This is a genomic window from Bradyrhizobium sp. SZCCHNRI20481, from assembly GCF_032485055.1.
In the GTDB taxonomy this organism is placed as follows: Bacteria; Pseudomonadota; Alphaproteobacteria; order Rhizobiales; family Xanthobacteraceae; genus Bradyrhizobium.
Genome location: NZ_JAUEUE010000013.1, coordinates 175,893 through 196,850 on the forward strand (window position 1 = coordinate 175,893; position 20,958 = coordinate 196,850).

The following is a 20,958-nucleotide window of genomic DNA, read 5'->3' on the forward strand; positions in this document are numbered from 1 at the left end:
AAGATAGGCTTCTCTGCATGGTGACCGAAACGGCGAGCGACGGTGCCGCGGACAAGATCCGCTGCGATGCCTGTCCGGTGATGTGCTACATCAAGCCGGGCGCGGCAGGTGCCTGCGACCGTTATGCCAATCAGGACGGTGTGCTGGTGCGCGTCGATCCGCATATCCTGCTGGAGCGCACGGTGTCGCATGGCGGCAAGCTGGTGCCGTTCCAGGCGAGCGGCGACTGGGACGGCAAGATCGTGCATCAGCCCGAGCTGTTCGTTACCGCGATCGGCGCCGGCACCACCTATCCGGACTACAAGCCGGCGCCGTTCATCGTGTCGTCGGTGGTCGATGGCGTCGACATGGTCACGGTCGTGACCGAGGGCATCTTCAGCTATTGCGGCGTCAAGGTGAAGATCGACACCGACCGCTATCTCGGACCGGAAGCGGCGACGGTGCGCGTCGACGGCGAGGCGGTCGGTCACGTCACGACCAGCGAATACGGCTCGCAGATGCTGTCGCTCGGCGGCGTGCATCATCTCACCGGCGGCTCCAAGAAGGAGGGGCGTGTCACCTGTGACGCGCTGATGGACCTCAGCAACCGCAAAGCCGTGGAACTCGTGGTCGACGGGGGCTCCAGCGTGATCGTGCAGGCGGGGCAGTCCCCGATCGTCAACGGCGTCAAGGAAGAGCGCATGCGCGTCGGCTGCGGCTCGGCCACGATCGGCATGTTCGCCAAGCAATGGCAGGGCAAGGTCGACGAGGTCGTCGTGGTCGATGATCACATCACCGGCGTTCTTTCGGAGCACCAGGCCGGCAAGCTGCTCGACATTCCCGCGACAGGTATCAAGATGAAGGGACGTCGCTCCACGCCGGGCCGCTACTTCCAGGTGGCGCAGCCCGGAACCGGCTGGGGCGGCACCGACATCTCCGATCCGCTGTCGATTCTCGGGCCGTTCGATCCGAAGACGGCGAAGCCGGGAACGACGCTGCTGATGGTGTCCACGACGGGCGAGCATGCCGGATACTACGTGCTCGACGAGTCGCTCAGGCCGGTGCAGCGCGAGATGCCGCCGGAGCTGCAGTTCTCGGTCGAGCGCATCCAGGAGAACTGCGAGCCGGCGCTGTGCACCGTGCTGTTCATGGCCGGTGCCGGCGGCTCGCTGCGCGCTGGCGTCACCGACAATCCGGTGCGGCTGACGCGCTCGGTCAAGGATACGCTGACGCGGGTGACGAGCGGCGGTGCGCCGGTCTATGTCTGGCCGGGCGGCGGCATCACCTATATGGTCGACGTGACCCAGATGCCGGCCGGCGCCTTCGGCTATGTGCCGACGCCGGCGATCGTCGCGCCGATCGAGTTCACGCTGAGGCTATCGGACTATGCGGCGCTCGGCGGGCACATGGACTACGTCCAGCCGCTCGCTTCGCTCAAGGATGTCAGCAAGGACATCCGCCAACTGCCGTGGCCGAGGCCGGGCGCATGAGCCGGCGGCCACAGATCGCCTTGTTGCCCGACCGGCGGCTGCATCTGCAGGACGGCCCGATCGATCTGATCATCGGCGCAGATGCGGCCGATGGCGATATTGGTGCGGCCTATCGTGCGGCGGCCGAGCGTTTCACGGGTCTCTTGGACGAGCTGTGTGCCGAACTGTCCGATCTGCGCAGGGGAGCCGATCACGATCGATGCCAATTAAAAGGTGTCGTCGCGAGGCGGATGCATGCGGCCGTGTCGCCGTTCGCGCGCGAAATGTTCATCACGCCGATGGCCGCGGTTGCCGGGAGCGTCGCCGAGGAGATCCTCGGCGCCATGTGCGGCGCGGCGAAGCTGACGCGGGCTTATGTCAACAATGGTGGTGACATCGCACTCCATCTGCGGGATGCCGCCACCTTCAGCGTCGGGCTGATGGACCGTCCCGACGGCGCGGGCGTGATGCGGAGGATGACGCTTCGTGCTGCCGACGCGATCGGCGGTGTCGCCACATCGGGCCGCCACGGTCGCAGCTTCTCACTGGGCATTGCCGATGCGGTGACGGTGCTCGCGCGTAGCGCAGCGCAGGCCGATGCGGCTGCGACGGTGATCGGCAACGCGGTCGACCTTCCGGGTCATCCGGCCGTGCTTCGCCGACCTGCGTGCGAGCTGCAACCGGAGAGCGATCTCGGTGACCGCCTCGTCACATGCGAGGTCGGAGAGCTCCGTGATGTCGAGGTTGCCGAAGCGCTGGCCGCGGGCGAGCATCGTGGGCAGTCGCTGCTGTCGGCCGGTCTGATCGAAGGCGCTGTTCTGCAGCTCCGCGGCAACATTCGCGTTGTCGGTCCGCGCGCGCTCGAGATCGTTCGTCGGCCGCAGTTGCGGGCGGCGGCGGCGTGAGGTTTGATGCATGATGTGCCAGAATACGAAGGGTCGACGATGAGCGCCGTCATCAGAAAGATCGTGACCGTGGTCGAGGAAGTCCATCAGGAGATGGGCCGGTCCGTCTCGCCGCCGACGCGGCGGGCTGCGGCAGTGGCGGTGATCGAGAATCCGTTTGCCGGCCGCTATGTCGAGGACCTGTCGCCGCTGATCGCGATCGGCGAGGAGCTCGGCGAGATGCTGGCCAAGCGCGCGGTCGCCGCGCTCGGCATCGAGGGTCCGGCCGCGCACAGCTATGGCAAGGCGGCGGCCGTCGGCAGCGATGGCGAGCTGGAGCATGCGGCCGCGATCCTGCATCCGAAGATGGGGGCGCCGGTGCGCAAGGTGCTCGGCAAGGGCGCGGCGCTGATCCCCTCGTCGAAGAAGCGCGGCGGCGTTGGCTGCACGCTCGACATTCCGCTCGGCCACAAAGATGCGGCCTTCGTGCGCAGTCATTTCGACGGCATGGAGGTGCAGATCAACGACGCGCCACGCGCCAATGAGATCATGGTCGCGCTCGCGGTCACCGACAGCGGCCGTCCGCTGCCGCGCGTCGGCGGGCTCACGGTCGCCGAGATCAAGGGCGAGGACGGTCTACGGTAATTCGACTCAACATGGAGGCTGAAGGGATGCGACGGAGAACGATGCTTGCGGCAGGCCTGGGCCTTGCCGTCGCGGGACTGACGAGCGCGGCGCGCGCCGAGGACGTCATCAAGATCGGCGAGATCAACAGCTATTCGCTGCTGCCGGCGTTCACCGAGCCTTATCGCAAGGGCTGGCAGCTTGCGGTCGAGGAGGTCAATGCAGCCGGCGGCATCAACGGCAAGAAGCTCGTCGTCGTCTCCAAGGACGACAGCGGCAAGCCGGCCGATGCGCAGACCGCAGCCAACGAGCTGGTCTCGAGCGAGAACGTCGCGATGCTCGCCGGTACGTTCCTGTCGAACATTGGCCTCGCCGTCAGCGACTTCGCCAACCAGAAGAAGGTGTTCTTCCTGGCGGCCGAGCCGCTGACCGACGCCATCACCTGGGCGAAGGGCAACAAATACACCTTCCGCCTGCGTCCGTCGAACTACATGCAGGCGGCGATGCTGGTGGAGGAGGCTGCCAAGCTTCCCGCCAAGCGATGGGCCACCATTGCGCCGAACTACGAATATGGCCAGTCGGCCGTCGCGGTGTTCAAGAAGCTCTTGTCGGAGAAACGGCCCGACATCCAGTGGGTGGACGAGCAGTGGCCGCCGCAGGGCAAGATCGACGCCGGTCCGGTGGTGCAGGCCGTCGCCGCCGCCAATCCGGAGGCGATCCTCAACGTCACCTTCGGCGCCGATCTCGTGAAGCTGGTCCGCGAAGGCAACACCCGCGGCCTGTTCAAAGACCGCAAGGTCGTCAGCTTCCTGACCGGCGAGCCGGAATATCTGGATCCGCTCAAGGAGGAGACGCCCGAGGGCTGGATCGTCACCGGCTATCCCTGGTACTCGATCAAGACGCCCGAGCACGACGCGTTCCTGAAGGCGTATCAGGCCAAGTACAACGACTATCCGCGGCTCGGCTCGATCGTCGGCTACCAGACCATCAAGTCGGCGGCCGCCATTCTCGCCAAGGCCGGCTCGACCGATACCGACAAGCTGATCGCCGCGGCCGAGGGACTGTCCGTGCCGTCGCCCTTCGGTGAAATCACGTTCCGTAAGATCGACCACCAGTCGACGCTCGGCGCTTACGTCGGCAAGACCGCGCTGAAGGACGGCAAGGGCATCATGGTCGACACCGTCTACCGCAAGGGCTCGGACTATCTGCCTGGTGACGCGGAAGTCGGCAAGCTCCGGCCGAAGGACTGATCCACACGATCCTGCTTCTCCCTCTCCCGCAGGGGGAGAGCGGGCGGGGTGAGGGAATACGACGCCTGATCTACAGGTTCGGGCCGAGATCCCTCACCCCACGCTTGCTCGTCAGCTCTCTGAAGGAGCGCCCGAGCGCAAATGCGGCTCATCGATTCGACGATCTCCTCACGCGGACCGCCCATGGCCTTCTACTTCGTCCAGTTCCTGACCGGCCTTGCCAGTGCAGCCTCGCTGTTCCTGGTGGCGTCGGGACTGTCGATCATCTTCGGCGTCACCCGCATCGTGAATTTCGCCCATGGCGCGTTCTACATGCTCGGTGCCTATGTCGCGTTCACGCTGACCGAGCGGCTATCCGGCGCGCTCGGTTTTTGGGGCGGCATCGTGGTGGCCGCGCTGGTGGTCGCAGCGGTCGGCGTGCTCGTCGAGATGGTGCTGCTGCGCCGGATTTATCATGCGCCCGAGCTGTTCCAATTGCTCGCGACGTTCGGCCTGACGCTGATGGTCGAGGATCTCGTCGTCCTGATCTGGGGGCCGGACGATCTGCTTGGCCGCCGCGCGCCCGGCTTCAAGGGCGCGGTCGATTTCTTCGGTCAGAACATCCCGAGCTACGACCTGTTCCTGATCGCGCTCGGTCCGATCGTGCTCGGTGTGCTCTGGTTGCTGTTCCAGCGCACCCGCTGGGGCATCCTGGTGCGCGCGGCGACGCAGGACCGCGACATGGTCGCAGCGCTCGGGGTCAATCAGAAGTGGCTGTTCACCTCGGTGTTCGCCGTCGGCGTCTTCCTCGCCGCGCTCGGCGGCGCGCTGCAGATCCCGCGCGACGCGGTCCATCACGCGATGGATCTGCGCATCATCGTCGAGGTGTTCGTGGTCGTCGTGATCGGCGGCCTCGGCAGCATCCTCGGCGCCTTCGTTGCCGCGGTTCTGGTCTCGGAGCTCAATGCCTTCGGCATTCTCATCTTCCCCACGATCTCGCTGATCCTGGTGTTCCTGGTGATGGCCGTCGTGCTGGTCGTGCGGCCCTGGGGCCTGTTCGGCAAGAAGGAGGCGCCGGCGCGGCGCACACCCGGTCTCACCGTCATTCCCTGGCGTCCGCTGAGCTCGGTCGAGCGGCTGGCGTCTCTCGTCGCGCTGGCGCTGGCGGCGATGCTGCCCTTCATCGCCGGCAACTACGCGCTGACCGTCGGCGCCGAGATCGCGATCTTCGTGATCTTCGCCGCGTCGCTGCATTTCCTGATGGCGGTCGGCGGGCTCGCCTCGTTCGGTCATGCCGCCTATTTCGGCCTCGGCGCTTACGGCGTCGCCTTCCTCGCGAAGATGGCGGGGCTGCCGATGATCGCCTGCCTCTTGCTGGGGCCGCTGCTCGGCGCGCTTGGTGCGGCCGTGTTCGGCGCCTTCGCCGTCCAGCTTTCGGGCGTGTATTTCGCGATGCTTACCTTGGCCTTTGCGCAAATCGTGTGGTCGATCGCGTTCCAATGGGTCGCGGTCACCGGCGGTGACAACGGCATTCTCGGGCTCTGGCCGGAGAAATGGGCCGCGTCGCCGTCGCATTTCTACTGGCTCGCGCTCGGCGTCTCCGCGTTGGTCGTCAGCGTGCTGCGTCTGATCACCTTCTCGCCGTTCGGCTACGCCTTGCGCGGAATGCGCGACTCTCCGCTGCGCAGCGAGTCGATCGGCATCAACGGCAAGCGTATCCAGTGGACGGCGTTCATCATCGCCGGCACGACGGCCGGCCTCGGCGGTGCGCTGTTCGCCTATCTCAAGGGCAGCGTCTTTCCGGACAACATGGGCATCTCGCTGTCGGTCGATGCCCTGGTCATGGTGCTGCTGGGCGGCGTCGAGACGGTGCCCGGCGCGATCTTCGGCGCCATCGTCTACAAGGCGCTCAACATCTGGCTGGTCAGCCAGACCGACTGGTCGAAGCTCGTGCTCGGCATCTTCATCGTGCTGATCGTGGTGGTGTTCCCGAAAGGCATCGTGGGCGTGGTCGAAACCGTCATGCATCGGCGCCGCGCAGCGGCCCCCAAGGGGGCTTCGCTGTCGGCCAAGATGGAGGGTGCACAATGAGTCTCGGCGTGTCGCTGCTCTCGGTCGAAGGCCTGTCTAAATCCTATGGCGGCATTCACGCCGTCCGCAACGTGTCGTTCACGCTGCAGGCCGGCGAGATCCTCGCGCTGATCGGTCCGAACGGCGCCGGCAAGAGCACCTGCTTCGACATGCTCAACGGCCAGAACGTGCCGGACAGCGGCCGCATCACCGTGATGGGGCAGGAGACCACGGGGCGCAAGCCGCGCGAGGTCTGGCGGCTCGGAGTCGGGCGGACCTTCCAGATTACCGCGACCTATCCGACCATGACCGTGCGTGAGAACATCCAGGTCGCGCTGGTCTCGCATCATCGCCGCCTGTTCGATTTCTGGAGCCCGATGGTTGGCATCGAGCGCGACGAAGCCGATCGCCTGCTCGATCTCGTCGGCATGGCCGGCTATGCCGAGCGTCCCTGCGGCGAGCTCGCCTATGGCGACCTCAAACGGCTGGAGCTCGCGATCGCGCTCGCCAACCAGCCGAAGCTGCTGCTCATGGACGAGCCGACTGCCGGCATGGCGCCGCGCGAGCGCGTCGAGCTGATGCGGCTGACCGCCGGAATCGCGCGTGAGCAGTCGATCGGCGTCCTTTTCACGGAGCACGACATGGACGTGGTGTTCGAGCATGCGGACCGCATTCTCGTGCTCAATCGCGGCAGCCTCATTGCCGAGGGATCGCCAGCCGAGGTGCGGGCCAATCGCGAGGTGCAGGCGATCTATCTCGGCGAAGGCCTGCTGTATGATGCCGATCATCGCGAGGGAGCTCCGGCATGAAGCTGTCCGTCGCCAATCTCAACAGCCACTACGGTCCTGCGCATATCCTGTTCGACATCGGCCTCGAGGTCGGCGAGGGCGAGGTGGTGGCACTGCTCGGGCGCAACGGCGCCGGCAAATCGACAACCTTCCGCTCGATCGTCGGCCTGGTCGAGCTGCGCGAGGGCCAGATCATGTTCGAGGGCAAGGACATCTCGTCCGCGCCGACCCATGAGATCGTCCGCGCCGGCCTCGGCTATGTTCCGGAAGAGCGCAGAATCTTCACCGAGCTGACGGTGGAGGAGAATCTCGAGGTCGGGCGCCAGAAGCCGCGGCCCAATGCCCCGCAATGGACCCGCGAGAAGTTGTATCAGCTGTTTCCCAATCTCGGCGAGATGAAGAGCCGCCCGGGCGGCCGCATGAGCGGTGGTGAGCAGCAGATGCTGACCATCGCCCGCACGCTGATGGGCAATCCGTCGCTGGTCCTGCTCGATGAGCCCTCGGAAGGCCTGTCGCCGAAGATCGTGGAGCAGATGGTCGATGCGATCCTGACCATGAAGAAGGAAGGCGTCTCGCTGGTCGTCTCCGAGCAGAACCTGCATTTCGCGAAGCTGATCTCTGACCGCGCCTACATCATCGAGCGCGGTCGCATCTGCTTCTCCGGCACCATGGCCGAGCTCGACGCGCGGCCCGACATCCGCGACGCGCATCTGTCGATCTGAGGCGAGGAAAGATATGGCCAAGAGCGCCCCGCTGAAGCGATCGACAAAAGCGGCGACCAAGACGACGCCGAAGCCACAGGCCAAGCAAGCCGCGAAGGCTGCGCCAAAGCCGGCCCGGACGGCCTATGTGCTGGACGACCAGATCGGCTTCATCCTGCGGCAGGTGTGGCAGCGCCACACCATGATCTTCGCGCGCGACATCGGCAGCAACCTGACGCCGACGCAATGGGCGGCGCTGTCGAAGCTGGTCGAGACCGGACCGTGCTCTCAGAACCAGCTCGGACGGTTCACGGCGATGGATGTCGCGACCATCAAGGGCGTGATCGATCGGCTGACGGCGCGCGGTCTCACTGAAACCAGCCCGGACCCGCAGGATGGTCGCAGGCTGTTAGTCAGCCTGACCCGCGCCGGCCAGCAGCTCGCGGAGAAGACCGCACCGCTCGCGCTGGCGATCTCCAAGGAGACGCTGGCGCCGCTCGATGCCAAGGAACGCGAGACGCTGCTGGCGCTGTTGAACAGGCTGCGGTAGTCGCCACGAGCGCAGGTCGTGTAGGGTGGGCAAAGACGCATTCGCGTAGCGAATACGTCGTGCCCACCATCCATGCTGCGACGAAGACGCTGGGTGCGTCGCACACGGCGCTGGCGCGTCGCGCGCGCCTTTGCCCAACCTTGCTACGCAATCTTCATCAAACTCACGGCGTCATTGCGAGGCGCCCTTGCGCCGAAGCAATCCAGAGCTTCACATGCGGCCCTGGATTGCTTCGCTGCGCTCGCAATGACGGCGGAGAAAGCCGGTCGATCCTACTTCGCCACGATCTCCGGGATCTTCGTGGCCGGCGGCGTGTTGCGGCTGCGCTGGGTGCGGACGATGCCGTCGATGATGGTCATGCCGATGCCCGGGAGGTCGCCGAGCTGGACGCTGTCGAGCAGCGTCTTGGCCGGCGAGTGCTGCGCCTTGTCCATGATGACGAAATCGGCGGAGCGGCCGATTTCGATCAGGCCGCAGTCGAGCTCGCGCATCCGCGCGGTGTTGCCGGTGGCGAAGCAGAACGCGATCTCGGCCGGCACGTCGCCGAGCGAGGACAGCAGCGACACCATGCGCAGGATGCCGAGCGGCTGCACGCCGGAGCCGGCCGGCGCGTCGGTGCCGAGGATCACGCGGTTGAGCTCGTTCATCTCGCGCGCGGTGCGCAGGGTGAACAGCGCCGAACGCTCGTTGCCGTTGTGCACGAGCTCGAGCCCGGCCTTGCAGCCCTCGCAGATGCAGCGGATCTGGTCGTCGGGCAGGGCGGTGTGGCCGCCATTGATGTGCCCGATGACGTCGGTGCCGGCCTCCAGCACCACGTCCTTGTCGATCAGGCCCGAGCCGGGGATCGACGGACCGCCGGTGTGGATGGTGCTCTGGATGCCGTATTTGCGTGCCCAGCCGACCATCTTGCGTGCGGTGGGGCCATCCTTGACGCCGCCGAGACCGACCTCGCCGAGCAGCTTGACGCCAGCCGCGGCGAGCTCCTTGAAATCGTCCTCGACCATCTCGCATTCGATGACGGGCGCGCCGGCATGCACCTTCACGCCGCCGGGCCGCAGCGTCCAGAACGCGCGCTGCGCGAAGATCGCCATCGCCTTCAGGCCGACGACGTCGCGCGGACGGCCGGGCATGTGCACCTCGCCGGCGGAGATCATCGTAGTGACGCCGCCATGCAGATAGGAGTCGATCCAGTTGGTCTGGTTCTGCCGCGGCGTCCAGTCGCCGGCGACGGGATGGACGTGGCTGTCGATGAGGCCCGGCGCCACCGTCGTGCCATGGGCATCGACGATGGTCGTCGCGCCTTCGGTGTCGACGTCCTTGAAGCGGCCGATTCCCGTGATCTTGCCGTTCTCGGCGACGATCGTGTCGGCATCCAGGATGGGCCGTTCCAGCGCGCCGGACAGCATCAGGCCGATGTTGCGGATGACCAGCTTGCTGGGACCGGTCGCTTGCGGCGCGTCATGGGCCATCGGGATATCCTTCTCTCCTGGCAAAGCATTTGCGGCAGTCTGCGCCTGCACGCGGCGCAGCATCAAGCCGGTTTCGGTCATTCGTACACGAATGATCAGGGCCGGCAAGCTGCGGCCTGCACGAAGATTTGGCGCGGGTTGCCTACCCTTCAGACACAGCGCGGGCCCTATGAGTGCGGCTTCGGTCGCGTGTTCGACATTCCCGTCCCCTGTGCTTGTGGCGGTGGTCTACGCGCTGGTGATGAACCACACCCCTGGACGTTGCTGCCGCAATCCGGCATCACCTCGTGCGATTCTTTTGCGACGTCGGTGACGGCAATGAGCGACGACCTTCACACGATCAGCGCGGGCGGCATCACTGCCGCGGTCAAGGCTGATGGCGCCGAGCTGTGCTCGTTGAAGACGGGCGGGGGCCTGGAGTTGCTCTGGCAGGCCGGAGCCGTCTGGCCGCGCCATGCGCCATGGTTGTTTCCGATCGTCGGCCGACTCAAGAATGACCAGCTCCACCACCGCGGCCAAACCTATCCGATGACGCAGCACGGCTTCGCCCGCGACCTGCGATTCACCTGGCTGGAGCGCGGGGCCGAGTCGTGCGTGTTGCAGCTGACCGACGACGAGACGACGCGGGCGCGCTATCCGTTCGCCTTCCGTCTCACGGTGAGCTACCGGATCACCGCTGATGCGCTGGACGTGGCGGTCGAGATCGCCAACCCCGGCGCGGAGGTTCTGCCCGCCTCGTTCGGCGGCCATCCCGCCTTCAACTGGCCGCTGCTCCCCGGCCAGCCGAAGGAGAGCTATCGGCTGATTTTTGCAGAGCCGGAGCCGGCGCCGATCCGCCGTCTGACTGGCGGTTTGCTGCGCGAGCGGCCGGAGCCTTCACCGATCGAGGGGCGCGTTCTCCCGTTGAGCGAACGTCTGTTCGACGACGATGCCGTGATCCTCGATCAGCCGGCCAGCCGTTCGGTTCGCCTCGTCGGAACCACAGGACCGGCGCTTGAGTTAACTTGGGATCATTTTCGTCAGCTTGGAATCTGGTCGAAGCCCGGCGGCGTGCCGTTCCTGTGCATCGAGCCGTGGCGCGGTTTCGCCAGTCCGCTCGATTTCGACGGCGAGTTTGTGGCCAAGCCCGGCGTCATGCACATCGCCCCGGACTCTGCAGAGACGCTGCGATGCCGCATCCGGGTCGACGGATTGGTATGACTGATGCTCGCAGCGCCCATTTGCGTGCACAGCGGTAACTGTGACTCGCAGTTTTGGGCCTGGAAATGACGGCGCCGTGACCTACATCAGAGACGAGCGCGGAACTTTGGCTATGATGCGTCGAACGACCGGCGGTTGGTGGGCGCTTTCTCCGAACTGATAACGGTCGATCATCGAACATGATGTGCGGCGTGATGTCAGGCGCTCTTAGCTGGCTCTTGCAGCCGGGCGGCGCTGCGAGTTCGCCATCAGCCGGCGTGCAGAGATCTCGCGGCGGGGGCGCGTAAGTGGCGTTACGCGGGGAACGGGAGGATGGGATGGTGTTGAGAGCTGTTATCGGCACGATTACATGCGCGGTGTTGCTCACGGCGAGCGATGCTGTGGCGGGGGCCTATCGGCCGGGTGACTTCCTCAAGCTTGATCTGTCGAAGGCCGTGTTGTCGCCGGAGCCGCTCGGCCCCGAGGCGCATTTCGAACCTGTGCCTATCGAAGCCAAATCAGATCGACCTGCGGTCGCCGTCCGTTCCGCGATCGACCCGGACGAGCGCTCCGGCATCCCGCGCGCCGTCGCCACCCGGCGCGCTCATGGCACCAGGACGGCCGAGCGGCCCCGCGGCGCCGCTCGCACCAAGCTCGTCCATCGGCGCGGCAATCCGCTGGACGCGCAGGCGATGGATACGCGCATCCAGACCTGGCCGTGCCGGCCCGGCAGCGGCGGCATCTGCAACTGGCGCTGAGCAGACAGGCTCGGCGTGCGCCTGCACGCCGGAACCGACCTCCCGACATCTTGATTGAGGTGGATGCCGGCTCGCTTGAACTCCCAAGCGGAGCGAAGGCAAGCTGAGCGCTTCCCGCCAAGGTCTTGATGTTTCGAGGCTGCCGCCGGCGTTCGCTGGCGAGTGGTTCGCGCGATTCCAGGAGAATTCATGAACGCCATCGACACCCAGGGTATTCGTCTGCCCAAGCTCGGGCTCGGCACCTTTCGCATGCAGGGCACCGTCTGCCGCGAGGCCGTCGAGAGCGCGCTCGCGCTCGGGTACCGCCACATCGATACTGCCGAGATGTACGCCAATGAGGATGCGATCGGCGCCGCGCTTGCGGCCGCGTCTGTACCGCGGGCTGAATTGCATGTGACCACGAAGGTCTGGCCGGAGAACCTTGCGCCGGATGCGATCCGCCGCGCGTTCGACACGAGCTTGAAAAAGCTCAGGCTGGAGTTCGTCGACCTCTATCTCATCCACTGGCCGGCCAAGGGAATGGACCTGCCGGCTGCGCTGGAGACACTGTTGAAGCTGAAGGAGGAGGGGCGCACGCGCGCGGTCGGCGTCGCCAATTTCACCGTCGCGCTGCTGAAGCAGGCGGTCGAGGAGATTCGGGCGCCAGTGGCGTGCAACCAGGTCGAGTATCACGTGATGCTCGATCAGTCGAAGCTGATGGCTTACATGGCGAGCCGGTCAATTCCCCTGGTGGCTTATTGCCCGCTGGCGCAGGGACGCGCCGCCGCCGACGAGACGCTGGGGGCCATCGGCAGGAAGCATGGCGCCAGCGCCGCCCAGGTCGCGCTGAAATGGCTGTTGGACCAGGATGGGGTGGCGGCGATCCCCAAGGCAGCGCGCCCGGAAAGTCAGCGGGCGAACTGGGATGCGATGAAGCTTCAACTCGATGATGAGGATCGTGCCACCATCGCGTCCCTCCCGAAGGACAAGCGCTTCGTCAATCCGGCCTTTGCGCCGGACTGGGATCGCTGACGACCGTGCATCGGGCCAGGGTGAATGGACCACAGAAAATGGCCCCTTGCGGGGCCATTGCTGCGTCGAAGTCCGCGGATCAGTCGCGCTTGATGATCACGGTGCGGTCATGATGGCGGTGGAGCGGCCGGACATAGTGGTGAGGCCGGTACTCACGATGCATGCGGTATTCGGCGTGGGAGCGATCCCAGCCGTGGTGGTAGTGATGGCCGCCACGCTTGATGACCACCGTCTCGGCGTTGGCGATCGACGGTGCCGCGAGAGCGACGACTGCAAGGGAAGCGAGCGCGAGAGCGATTTTCTTCATGTTGTCCTCCAGAATGAAAGTGCGGGATCAACTTGAAGTGTGAAAGAACGTTCCGCAGGACCTTCCACGAAGTTGCTGAATACACGTTCAGATTTGGTCTTCACGCTTGCGGGCGAGCTGCGTCTCGAGCCTGCCGCGTCAGTCGCACTTCCTGAGCGCTGGCGTCGGCTTGCCGTTGGCGACGAAGCGCGCCTCGCGAATGGTATAGCTGCCGTCCTCGCCACGATTGAACACCGAGCGGATGCCGCCGTCCGTCGTCTTGATGATCCCATTCTCGCGCGTCTGGCGCGCCCTCGACAGGACGATCGAGAGGACTAGAGTCTGGTCGGGTTCGATCCGCGCGGTGGCGACCTCATTGACGTCGGAGGGATCATGGTCGCGGCGATAGACCAGGCTGCCGTCCGGCGAGATCTCGTAGGAGATGATGGCGCCGCGGCCTCTGACCGGAGGCGCACTGCAATCAGCAGCCCAGGTTCCGATCAGGCCCCACGCACGTGCCACCTCGGCCGTATCGTCCGCCGAGGCGGCCGGCGCAAAGGATGATGCGAGCAGGAGGATTGCGAGCAGGCGTTGGGAGATCGAGGTCATGGGGTCTCGCAGGAATGTCGTCCGTCCATCTTAATGCACCGCGTCAACGGCGCAATGTCGGACCTGCGAGATAGGCCCGAAGCGTCGATCTTCCGGTGCGGGTCTTGCCGGAGCCGCCGACAAGGCGCATGCTATCGGCAACTACAAATAAGATGTGGGGGAGGCCGAGCATGTCCGCGCTGTCGCGCCGTCATTTCCTGTTGTCTTCCGGAGCGGCCGCCATGGCTGCGGTGTCGGGCCCGGCTCACGCGGCGATGGGGCCGGCCGACAAGTTCGACCTTCTCATCAAGGGCGGCGACGTCATCGATCCCAGCCAGGCCCTGCGCGGCCGGCGCGACATCGGGATCCGCTGGGGCGTGGTCGAGGCCCTCGAACCGGACATTCCGGTCGAGCGTGCGCTGCGGTCGATCGACGCTGCCGGCCGGCTGGTGATGCCGGGCCTCATCGACCTCCACAGCCACGTCTATCCCTATGGCTCGGCGATCGGGATTCCGCCGGACGAGCTCGTGCAATTCCAGGGCACCACGACGGTCGTCTCGGCCGGCGATGCCGGGGTGAACAATCTGGCGGCGCTGCGCCGCTTCATCGCCGCCCAGTCGCGCGCCCGCATCTACGCCTTCGTGCATATCGCCAACAATGGTCTGTCGGCATTTCCGGTCGCGGAGCTCTATAACATCGACAACGCCCAGGTGGATGCCTGCGCCATGGCGCTGGCCGAGAACCCGGACTTTCTGCTCGGCGTCAAGGTGCGGATGTCGGAGAACGTGATCTTCAAGCATGGGCTCGAGCCGCTGAAGCGCGGCATCAAGGCCTGCGAGTTGTGCGGCTGGCCGGCGCGGATGATGGTGCATATCGGTGGCGTCGAGACCGGTGAGTTGATGTCGCAGATCCTGGACCTGCTGCGCCCCGGCGACATCCTGACCCATGCCTATTCCGGCGCGCCGAACATGGGCGGCGCCTTCACCAACATCGTCCAGGACGGCAAGCTGCTGCCCGCGGCGCTCGCCGCCAAGCAGCGCGGCGTGCTGTTCGATGTCGGCCATGGCGGCGGCAGCTTCGATTTCACCGTGGCCGAGGTCGCGATCCCCGGCGGCTGCGGCCCGGACACCATCTCCTCCGACATCCACGTGTTCTCCGGCAACAGCCCGGGCATGCCGTTCCTGCCCAACGTGATGGCGAAATTCATGGCGATGGGACTCTCGCTGGAGCAGGTGGTGAGCATGGCGACCTCGGCGCCGGCCAAGATCATCAACCGTGCGCCGAAGATCGGCAGCTTGCAGGTCGGCGCGCCGGCCGACGTCGCAATCATGGACCTGGTCGAGGGTCCCGTCAGCTTCGTCGATACCCGCGGCAACAAGCGCGAGGGCAAGCTGCAGCTCAAGCCGGTGCAGACGGTGATCAATGGCGTGCCGTTCGGACGGCCCTACCAGTCGCCATTTTCGGTGCGATGAGCAGCGCGCGATCACTCGATCGCGCGCGTCCGCTCCACATTGGACGAGCGCAGTGGCACGCCGAACTCCTCCCGGCAGACGTCGGCGAGCACCGCGATGCCCTCGCGGATGTCCTGATGCGAGGGGCTGGCGAAGCACAGCCGCAGGCGGCTCCGCGCATGCGCGGCGTCGGTGGACCATTCCGGTCCCGGATTGATCGACACGCCGCGCTTGAGCGCGGCCTGTGACAGCTTCATCGCGTCAACCTGGTCCGGCAGCTTGAGCCAGAGGAAGATTCCGCCCTTCGGCGCCTCGAACTCGGCGGCGGTGCCGAACTCGGCGTTGAGCGCCTCGATCAGGGTGTCCAGCTTGGCGCGCAGGCCCCGCACCAGCTGCGGCACGTGGGTCGCGAAATGCGGCCTGCAATATTCCGCAAGCACCATCTGTTCCAGCGCGCCCGAGCCGGCATCGGTCTTGAGGGACAGCAGCACCGACATGATCTCCCAGGGGGCGACCAGGAAGCCGACCCGCAACGCGGGCGCGACCGACTTCGAGAACGACCCGAGATGGATCACCCCGCCATGGTCGGACATGCCGTGGATCGCGCGGGGCCGTTTGCCATCCCAGATCAGGTCGGCGTAGCAGTCGTCCTCGAACACCGGTACGCCATAGGCGCGCGACAGCCATAGCAGCTCGGCCCGGCGGCTTTCCGGCATGATGGTGCCGGTCGGGTTCTGTACCGTCGGAATGGTATAGATGTATTTCGGCCGAATGCCGCGATCCCTTAGATCGGCCAGCACCGTCGCCAGCGCATCCGTTCGCATGCCGTCGCGGTCGAGCGGGATGCCGATGACCTTGACGCCCAGTCGCGCCAGCCGCGTCAGCGTGCCCTGGTAATTGTCCTGCTCGACCAGCACGGTGTCGCCGCGCGTGAGCAGCGCCTGGTTGACGAGGTCGAGGCCCTGCAGCGAGCCCGAGAGGATCATGATGTCGTCGGCGCGCGCCGACATGCCGGCGTCCCGCGTCAGCTTGGCGGCAAGGAAGTCCCGTAGCGGCCGGTAACCTTGAGGCCCATGCGCGAGGCCGTAGGTAGCCAGCGCGCGTCCCTCGCGGGCGAGCACGGCGTCGGCGGCCGCGCGCAAGCCCTCCACGGGCACGGCATCGGCGTCGTTGTTGCCACCGACGAAGCTGTATTTTGCGAGTCCCGTCCAGCGCGCGGCCGGTGCGGGCAGGCCGGGGCTGAAGAGGGGTGCAAAATCGAATGCGGCCATGAGGCGCGGCTCCCTTGTTCTCGATTTGAGGCGACTTTAAACAGATACCAGGGCGCTTGTCCTCGCAGGGCAGGTCCTTTTCCCGGGGGAAGGCGACCTTCGAACGGCGGTTCCACCGCTCTGGCGCGCGCCTGCGATCCCGGCTAAAGCAGCCCGGAAAAGCAGCGAGACTTGCAATGGCCGACTCGATCCAGGAAGTTCTGTACGCCTTCGCCAAGGGTGAGATGGTCGTCGTGACCGATGACGACGACCGCGAGGGCGAGGGCGATCTCATCGTCGCCGCCTCGCTCTGCACGCCCGACAAGATGGCGTTCATCATTCGCCATACCTCCGGCATCGTCTGCGCGCCGATCACGGCCGACGACGCGCGGCGGCTGCGGCTCGACCCGATGGTCGCGCACAATGATTCCAACCACACCACGGCCTTCACCGTCTCGATCGACTACAAGCCGGACGGTGGCACCGGCATCTCGGCCGAAGAGCGCGCTTCCTGCTGTCGTGCGCTCGCCAACCCGAATGCCGGCGCCGCTGATTTCGCGCGCCCCGGCCACATCTTCCCATTGATCGCGCGCGACGGCGGCGTGCTGCTGCGCTCCGGCCACACCGAGGCGGCAGTCGATCTCTGCAAGCTCGCGGGGCTCCCGCCGGTCGGCGTCATCTCCGAGTTGATGAACGACGACGGCACGGTCATGAAAGGCGAGCAGGTCGTTCGTTTCGCCGGGGCCCACAATCTCAAGCATGTCACGATCGCCGATCTGATCTCGTACCGGCAGGCGCGCGAGAAGCTGATCGAGCGGGTGTCGACCTTCACGACCGACAGCCCGATCGGGCCGCTGCAGGGCTTCGCCTACCGCTCGCCGTTCGATCCGATCACCCACGCCGCGTTCGTCTATAACGGCATCGGCGACGGCAAGAACGTGCTGACGCGGCTGCACAAGCCCAACATCGTGAAGGATCTGATCGCAGGTCCGCAGCGTATCCAGGCGGTGCTGCAGCACTTCAAGCAGGCCGGTCGCGGCGTGCTGATCTATCTGCGCGACGGGGCGGCCGGCGTTCCCGTCGAGCCGGTCGAAGAGCCGCACACCGCGGAGGCCGATCGCCATCGTCAGTGGCGCGAGGTCGGCGTCGGTGCGCAGATCCTGCGTGATCTCGGCGTGACCTCGATCCGGAACCTGACGTCGTCGGCGCATGACTACAAGGGCCTGTCGGGTTTCGGCATCGAGATCGTCGCCAACGAGCGGCTTGAAGGCTGAACCTCCAGGATTTAACCTCTAGACTGCTGCGACCCGTGCGCAGCGAGACGCGAAAGGACCATTCATGAGCGCGCGCCCTCAGGCAAAGGACAAGCCGGCCCAGTCGAGCTTCCAGTGGGACGATCCCTTCCTGCTGGACGATCAGCTGACCGAGGACGAGCGCATGGTGCGTGACACCGCGCGCGCCTACGCCCAGGACAAGCTGCTGCCGCGCGTGACCAAGGCCTATCTCGAAGAGAAGACCGACCGCGAGATCTTCAACGAGATGGGCGAGCTCGGCCTGATCGGCATCACCTTGCCGGAGGAATATGGCTGCGCCAATGCGAGCTACGTCGCCTATGGCCTGGTGGCGCGCGAGATCGAGCGGGTCGATTCCGGCTATCGCTCGATGAATTCGGTGCAGTCCTCGCTGGTGATGTATCCGATCTACGCCTATGGCGACGAGAGCCAGCGCAAGAAGTATCTGCCGAAGCTCGCCAGCGGCGAATGGGTCGGCTGCTTCGGCCTGACCGAGCCGGATGCCGGCTCCGATCCGGCCGGCATGAAGACGCGCGCCGAGAAGGTCGCCGACGGCTACCGCCTGACCGGCAGCAAGATGTGGATCTCGAACGCGCCGATCGCCGACGTGTTCGTGGTGTGGGCCAAGTCGGCCGCGCATGACAACCAGATCCGTGGCTTCATCCTCGAGAAGGGCATGAAGGGCCTGTCGGCGCCGAAGATCGGCGGCAAGCTCTCCTTGCGCGCCTCTATCACCGGCGAGGTCGTGATGGACGGCGTGGTGGTGCCGGAGAGCGCGCTGCTGCCCAACGTGTCCGGTCTGAAGGGGCCGTTCGGCTGTCTCAACCGCGCCCGCTACGGCATCTCCTGGGGCGTGCTCGGCGCCGCCGAGGATTGCATGCATCGCGCTCGCCAGTACACGCTCGACCGCAAGCAGTTCGGCAAGCCGCTGGCTGCCACGCAGCTGGTCCAGAAGAAGCTTGCCGACATGGAGACCGAGATCGCGCTCGGCCTGCAGGCCTCGCTTCGCGTCGGCCGCCTGATGGACGAGGGCAAGATGGCCCCGGAGATGATCTCGATCGTCAAGCGCAACAATTGCGGCAAGGCGCTCGACATCGCCCGCGTCGCGCGCGACATGCACGGCGGCAACGGCATTTCGATCGAGTATCAGGTGATGCGCCACGCTGCCAACCTCGAGACGGTCAACACCTACGAGGGCACGCATGACGTTCATGCGCTGATCCTGGGCCGCGCCATTACCGGCATCCAGGCGTTCTTCTAGTCTTCGTCGTTCCGGGGGCTCGGCAGGAGTCCCCAACTGTCATCGTCCGCCCCCGGGTCTCGCCTTTGGCGAGCTTGAGGACAGGCTCCAGCGGACGATCCGGTACTCGGAAACAACAGGATCAGTCGAGATGTCGCGGCGTACCGAATGCCCCGCCTGCGCGGGGCATGACGTCCGAGAAACGGGTCATCAAGTGCCCGTCGAAAGATGAGGCAAGTGATGGCCGAGGAAGACGTCCCGTTCAACCGTCATTTCCCGCTTCCCGCGGGCGTCGTCGAAGAGGTGCGCCCCGGCATTCGCCGCGTCCTCTGCAACAATCCGAGTCCGTTCACCTTCACCGGCACGGTCAGCTACATCGTGGGCACCGGCAACGTCGCGATCATCGATCCCGGCCCGGACAACGAGGCCCATGCGCAGGCGCTGCTCGATGCCATCAGAGGCGAGACGGTAACGCACATTCTGGTGACGCACACCCATCGCGATCACTCGCCGAACACCGGCCGGCTGAAGGCCGCGACCGGCGCCACCGTCTATGCGGAGGGCCCGCATCGCGCCTCGCGGCCGCGCTACGAGAGCGAGAAGCACAATCCGGAATCCGGCGTCGACCGCGACTTTGCGCCGGATGTCACCGTTGCTGACGGCGACGTGATCGAAGGGCAGGGCTGGCAGCTCGAAGCCGTGGCGACGCCCGGCCATACCGCCAACCATCTCGCCTTCGCCTGGGGCGAGCGCGGCACCACTTTCGTCGGCGATCACGTGATGGGTTGGGCGACCTCGATCGTGGCGCCGCCCGACGGCGCGATGGTCGACTACATGGCCTCGCTGGAGCGGCTCGCCGCGCGACCTGAGGAGCTGTATTTCTCAGGCCACGGCCCGGAAATTCCGGAGGGACCACGCTACACGCGCTTCCTGATGCGCCACCGCCAAGCGCGCGAAGCCTCGATCCTGCATCGTCTCGCCAAGGGCGAGGCTGACATCCCGACGATGGTGCGCGCGATCTACATCGGCATCGACCCGCGGCTCACCACGGCGGCGGGCTACTCCGTTCTCGCCCATCTGGAAGACCTCGTCGCCCGCGGCATCGTCGCAACGGAGGGCGATCCGGTGATCGGCGGGACGTATCGGCTGGTGTAGCGAATAGCGAATAGGGAATAGCGAGTAGGGGAAGAGTGCGAGCCGGGAAGACTTCATTCCCTATTCGCTACTCCCTATTCGCCATTCGCCCCGCTCACTTCTTCACCGTCTTCGCATTCCCCTTCGCCGCCACCGGCGGCGGCGTGACCTTCTTCACCGGCTTCTGCGCCTCGGCCTCGCCGGCGTTGGACAGGTCCTCGATCAGCTTGGTCACGCGCGCGGCGTTGCTGCCGATATCGGACTCGAAATAGCGCGAGGCGGAGCGGACGTCGACGCGGGAATCCTCGCCGTCGGGCTGGATGCGGATCGAGATGTCCTCGCGGAAGCCCATGATCGGTGTGCGTGCGACGGCCTCGATGCGGCCGACGCGGCGCGGCGGCTGCGGCGCGCGCTCGTCGACCACGAACCATTTGCGCCGGTTGACCAGCTTCAGGGCGATCGCGTAGGCGCGATCGGGCGGCAGCTCGATCTGCACCGGCTCGATGTCCGGATAGAATTTCTGCTGCTGCTCGGCCGAGTACAGCCCGGCATAGACGGCCGTGTTGGTGCCGTCGCCGTTGCGGAGCGGCGCCAAAGCCTCGAAGCGCGGCGGATCGATCGGGTCGGTGGTGATGTCGTAGATCTTCGGCAGCTTGCGGTACTGGAGCGCGAGGTAGGCCGGATAGGCCAGCACCACGGCATCGATCATGAAGGCGAGCAGGATCCGGCTCATGCCGCGGCTGCCGTTGCGCCAGATCGCGACGAAGGCGGCAAGTCCGAGCAGGATCGACAGCGCGGCAAGCCCCAGCGCGCCGAAGAACGTCGCCAGCGCCGGCTTCATCTCCAGAAAATCGAAGCGCAGGATCAGGATCGAGACCAGCACGGCGACGACCGAGAACACCGCCAGATTGCGGGTCCAGGTCGCGAGGCTGGAGATCGGCTCCGACAGATAGGGGGCGTGAAACCTGCGTGCCATCGTGTCAGGAACTGCCGGGTTGGGCCGCTG

General features: G+C 66.0%; 20 protein-coding genes. 15 read left to right on the forward strand and 5 right to left on the reverse strand.

What is annotated here, in order from left to right; genetic code table 11:
- Nucleotides 1-17: 17 nt before the first annotated feature.
- The 8 genes from QX132_RS22085 to QX132_RS22120 all read left to right on the forward strand — a co-directional run bounded on the left by QX132_RS22085 (nucleotide 18) and on the right by QX132_RS22120 (nucleotide 8,294).
- Entirely contained in the window at nucleotides 18-1,469 is a 1,452-nt protein-coding gene (locus tag QX132_RS22085) for a 6-hydroxynicotinate reductase (protein WP_316162889.1), read from the forward strand.
- Nucleotides 1,466-2,353 carry a UPF0280 family protein gene (locus QX132_RS22090; RefSeq protein ID WP_315782488.1) on the forward strand — a complete coding sequence of 296 codons (888 nt, stop codon included), beginning with the start codon at nucleotides 1,466-1,468 and terminating at the stop codon, nucleotides 2,351-2,353. The genes QX132_RS22085 and QX132_RS22090 overlap by 4 nt, the downstream gene beginning before the upstream one ends.
- A gap of 39 nt (nucleotides 2,354-2,392) precedes the next feature.
- A complete protein-coding gene (locus QX132_RS22095) occupies nucleotides 2,393-2,977 on the forward strand; it encodes an amino acid synthesis family protein (RefSeq protein WP_315715503.1) in 585 nt (194 codons plus the stop codon).
- A gap of 26 nt (nucleotides 2,978-3,003) precedes the next feature.
- Nucleotides 3,004-4,206: an ABC transporter substrate-binding protein gene (locus QX132_RS22100; protein WP_315776217.1), complete on the forward strand. Its 1,203-nt coding sequence runs from the start codon at nucleotides 3,004-3,006 to the stop codon at nucleotides 4,204-4,206.
- A 183-nt stretch (nucleotides 4,207-4,389) separates the two neighbouring features.
- Nucleotides 4,390-6,276, forward strand: coding sequence for an ABC transporter permease (locus tag QX132_RS22105; protein ID WP_316162890.1), 1,887 nt, complete (start codon nucleotides 4,390-4,392; stop codon nucleotides 6,274-6,276).
- Nucleotides 6,273-7,064, forward strand: coding sequence for an ABC transporter ATP-binding protein (locus QX132_RS22110; protein WP_316162891.1), 792 nt, complete (start codon nucleotides 6,273-6,275; stop codon nucleotides 7,062-7,064). Before QX132_RS22105 ends, QX132_RS22110 begins: the two co-directional genes overlap by 4 nt.
- Nucleotides 7,061-7,765, forward strand: a complete 705-nt coding sequence (locus QX132_RS22115) for an ABC transporter ATP-binding protein (protein ID WP_315740912.1) — start codon at nucleotides 7,061-7,063, stop codon at nucleotides 7,763-7,765. The genes QX132_RS22110 and QX132_RS22115 overlap by 4 nt, the downstream gene beginning before the upstream one ends.
- Before the next feature lie 13 nt (nucleotides 7,766-7,778).
- Nucleotides 7,779-8,294 (forward strand): MarR family winged helix-turn-helix transcriptional regulator, encoded by a 516-nt coding sequence (locus QX132_RS22120; RefSeq protein ID WP_316162892.1) that lies wholly within the window; start codon nucleotides 7,779-7,781, stop codon nucleotides 8,292-8,294.
- A gap of 272 nt (nucleotides 8,295-8,566) precedes the next feature.
- Here the strand turns inward: QX132_RS22120 and QX132_RS22125 are convergent, their stop codons facing one another.
- Nucleotides 8,567-9,763, reverse strand: coding sequence for an amidohydrolase family protein (locus QX132_RS22125; protein ID WP_315740910.1), 1,197 nt, complete (start codon nucleotides 9,761-9,763; stop codon nucleotides 8,567-8,569).
- A 318-nt stretch (nucleotides 9,764-10,081) separates the two neighbouring features.
- Between QX132_RS22125 and QX132_RS22130 the strand changes: the two genes are divergently transcribed.
- The 3 genes from QX132_RS22130 (at nucleotide 10,082) to QX132_RS22140 (ending at nucleotide 12,711) form a co-directional block, all read left to right on the forward strand.
- Nucleotides 10,082-10,963: an aldose 1-epimerase family protein gene (locus QX132_RS22130; protein ID WP_316162923.1), complete on the forward strand. Its 882-nt coding sequence runs from the start codon at nucleotides 10,082-10,084 to the stop codon at nucleotides 10,961-10,963.
- A 317-nt stretch (nucleotides 10,964-11,280) separates the two neighbouring features.
- Entirely contained in the window at nucleotides 11,281-11,700 is a 420-nt protein-coding gene (locus tag QX132_RS22135; RefSeq protein WP_315782496.1) for a hypothetical protein, read from the forward strand.
- A gap of 189 nt (nucleotides 11,701-11,889) precedes the next feature.
- Entirely contained in the window at nucleotides 11,890-12,711 is an 822-nt protein-coding gene (locus QX132_RS22140; RefSeq protein ID WP_315782498.1) for an aldo/keto reductase, read from the forward strand.
- A gap of 79 nt (nucleotides 12,712-12,790) precedes the next feature.
- On the opposite strand, the gene QX132_RS22145 is transcribed toward QX132_RS22140, so the two are convergent.
- Nucleotides 12,791-13,018 carry a hypothetical protein gene (locus tag QX132_RS22145; RefSeq protein ID WP_315740907.1) on the reverse strand — a complete coding sequence of 76 codons (228 nt, stop codon included), beginning with the start codon at nucleotides 13,016-13,018 and terminating at the stop codon, nucleotides 12,791-12,793.
- 138 nt (nucleotides 13,019-13,156) lie between these two features.
- Complete coding sequence (locus QX132_RS22150) at nucleotides 13,157-13,606, reverse strand: hypothetical protein (RefSeq protein WP_315740906.1); 450 nt, start codon at nucleotides 13,604-13,606, stop codon at nucleotides 13,157-13,159.
- 170 nt (nucleotides 13,607-13,776) lie between these two features.
- Here QX132_RS22150 and QX132_RS22155 point away from each other — a divergent pair, with 170 nt between their 5' ends.
- Nucleotides 13,777-15,057 (forward strand): amidohydrolase/deacetylase family metallohydrolase, encoded by a 1,281-nt coding sequence (locus QX132_RS22155; RefSeq protein WP_315740905.1) that lies wholly within the window; start codon nucleotides 13,777-13,779, stop codon nucleotides 15,055-15,057.
- Nucleotides 15,058-15,068: 11 nt separating this feature from the next.
- Here the strand turns inward: QX132_RS22155 and QX132_RS22160 are convergent, their stop codons facing one another.
- Nucleotides 15,069-16,307, reverse strand: coding sequence for a PLP-dependent aminotransferase family protein (locus QX132_RS22160; protein WP_316162893.1), 1,239 nt, complete (start codon nucleotides 16,305-16,307; stop codon nucleotides 15,069-15,071).
- A 176-nt stretch (nucleotides 16,308-16,483) separates the two neighbouring features.
- Between QX132_RS22160 and ribB the strand changes: the two genes are divergently transcribed.
- From ribB to QX132_RS22175, 3 genes are all read left to right on the forward strand, one after another.
- Nucleotides 16,484-17,560 (forward strand): 3,4-dihydroxy-2-butanone-4-phosphate synthase, encoded by a 1,077-nt coding sequence (gene ribB, locus QX132_RS22165; RefSeq protein ID WP_316162894.1) that lies wholly within the window; start codon nucleotides 16,484-16,486, stop codon nucleotides 17,558-17,560.
- A gap of 64 nt (nucleotides 17,561-17,624) precedes the next feature.
- Entirely contained in the window at nucleotides 17,625-18,839 is a 1,215-nt protein-coding gene (locus QX132_RS22170; protein WP_315715517.1) for an acyl-CoA dehydrogenase, read from the forward strand.
- A gap of 219 nt (nucleotides 18,840-19,058) precedes the next feature.
- On the forward strand, nucleotides 19,059-19,973 hold the full coding sequence (locus tag QX132_RS22175; protein ID WP_315740902.1) for an MBL fold metallo-hydrolase: 915 nt from the start codon (nucleotides 19,059-19,061) through the stop codon (nucleotides 19,971-19,973).
- 94 nt (nucleotides 19,974-20,067) lie between these two features.
- Here QX132_RS22175 and QX132_RS22180 read toward each other — a convergent pair whose 3' ends face one another.
- Nucleotides 20,068-20,928, reverse strand: a complete 861-nt coding sequence (locus tag QX132_RS22180; protein ID WP_315758050.1) for a DUF1499 domain-containing protein — start codon at nucleotides 20,926-20,928, stop codon at nucleotides 20,068-20,070.
- Between the last annotated feature and the right edge of the window lie 30 nt (nucleotides 20,929-20,958).

Coding starts and splice junctions, on each gene's coding strand:
- ribB (WP_316162894.1), top strand. CDS start 16,484: ATGGCCGACTCGATCCAGGAAGTTCTGTACGCCTTCGCCAAGGGTGAG.
- QX132_RS22120 (WP_316162892.1), top strand. CDS start 7,779: ATGGCCAAGAGCGCCCCGCTGAAGCGATCGACAAAAGCGGCGACCAAG.
- QX132_RS22175 (WP_315740902.1), top strand. CDS start 19,059: ATGGCCGAGGAAGACGTCCCGTTCAACCGTCATTTCCCGCTTCCCGCG.
- QX132_RS22100 (WP_315776217.1), top strand. CDS start 3,004: ATGCGACGGAGAACGATGCTTGCGGCAGGCCTGGGCCTTGCCGTCGCG.
- QX132_RS22090 (WP_315782488.1), top strand. CDS start 1,466: ATGAGCCGGCGGCCACAGATCGCCTTGTTGCCCGACCGGCGGCTGCAT.
- QX132_RS22170 (WP_315715517.1), top strand. CDS start 17,625: ATGAGCGCGCGCCCTCAGGCAAAGGACAAGCCGGCCCAGTCGAGCTTC.
- QX132_RS22160 (WP_316162893.1), bottom strand. CDS start 16,307: ATGGCCGCATTCGATTTTGCACCCCTCTTCAGCCCCGGCCTGCCCGCA.
- QX132_RS22145 (WP_315740907.1), bottom strand. CDS start 13,018: ATGAAGAAAATCGCTCTCGCGCTCGCTTCCCTTGCAGTCGTCGCTCTC.
- QX132_RS22180 (WP_315758050.1), bottom strand. CDS start 20,928: ATGGCACGCAGGTTTCACGCCCCCTATCTGTCGGAGCCGATCTCCAGC.
- QX132_RS22140 (WP_315782498.1), top strand. CDS start 11,890: ATGAACGCCATCGACACCCAGGGTATTCGTCTGCCCAAGCTCGGGCTC.
- QX132_RS22135 (WP_315782496.1), top strand. CDS start 11,281: ATGGTGTTGAGAGCTGTTATCGGCACGATTACATGCGCGGTGTTGCTC.
- QX132_RS22110 (WP_316162891.1), top strand. CDS start 6,273: ATGAGTCTCGGCGTGTCGCTGCTCTCGGTCGAAGGCCTGTCTAAATCC.
- QX132_RS22095 (WP_315715503.1), top strand. CDS start 2,393: ATGAGCGCCGTCATCAGAAAGATCGTGACCGTGGTCGAGGAAGTCCAT.
- QX132_RS22150 (WP_315740906.1), bottom strand. CDS start 13,606: ATGACCTCGATCTCCCAACGCCTGCTCGCAATCCTCCTGCTCGCATCA.
- QX132_RS22085 (WP_316162889.1), top strand. CDS start 18: ATGGTGACCGAAACGGCGAGCGACGGTGCCGCGGACAAGATCCGCTGC.
- QX132_RS22115 (WP_315740912.1), top strand. CDS start 7,061: ATGAAGCTGTCCGTCGCCAATCTCAACAGCCACTACGGTCCTGCGCAT.
- QX132_RS22105 (WP_316162890.1), top strand. CDS start 4,390: ATGGCCTTCTACTTCGTCCAGTTCCTGACCGGCCTTGCCAGTGCAGCC.
- QX132_RS22155 (WP_315740905.1), top strand. CDS start 13,777: ATGTCCGCGCTGTCGCGCCGTCATTTCCTGTTGTCTTCCGGAGCGGCC.
- QX132_RS22130 (WP_316162923.1), top strand. CDS start 10,082: ATGAGCGACGACCTTCACACGATCAGCGCGGGCGGCATCACTGCCGCG.
- QX132_RS22125 (WP_315740910.1), bottom strand. CDS start 9,763: ATGGCCCATGACGCGCCGCAAGCGACCGGTCCCAGCAAGCTGGTCATC.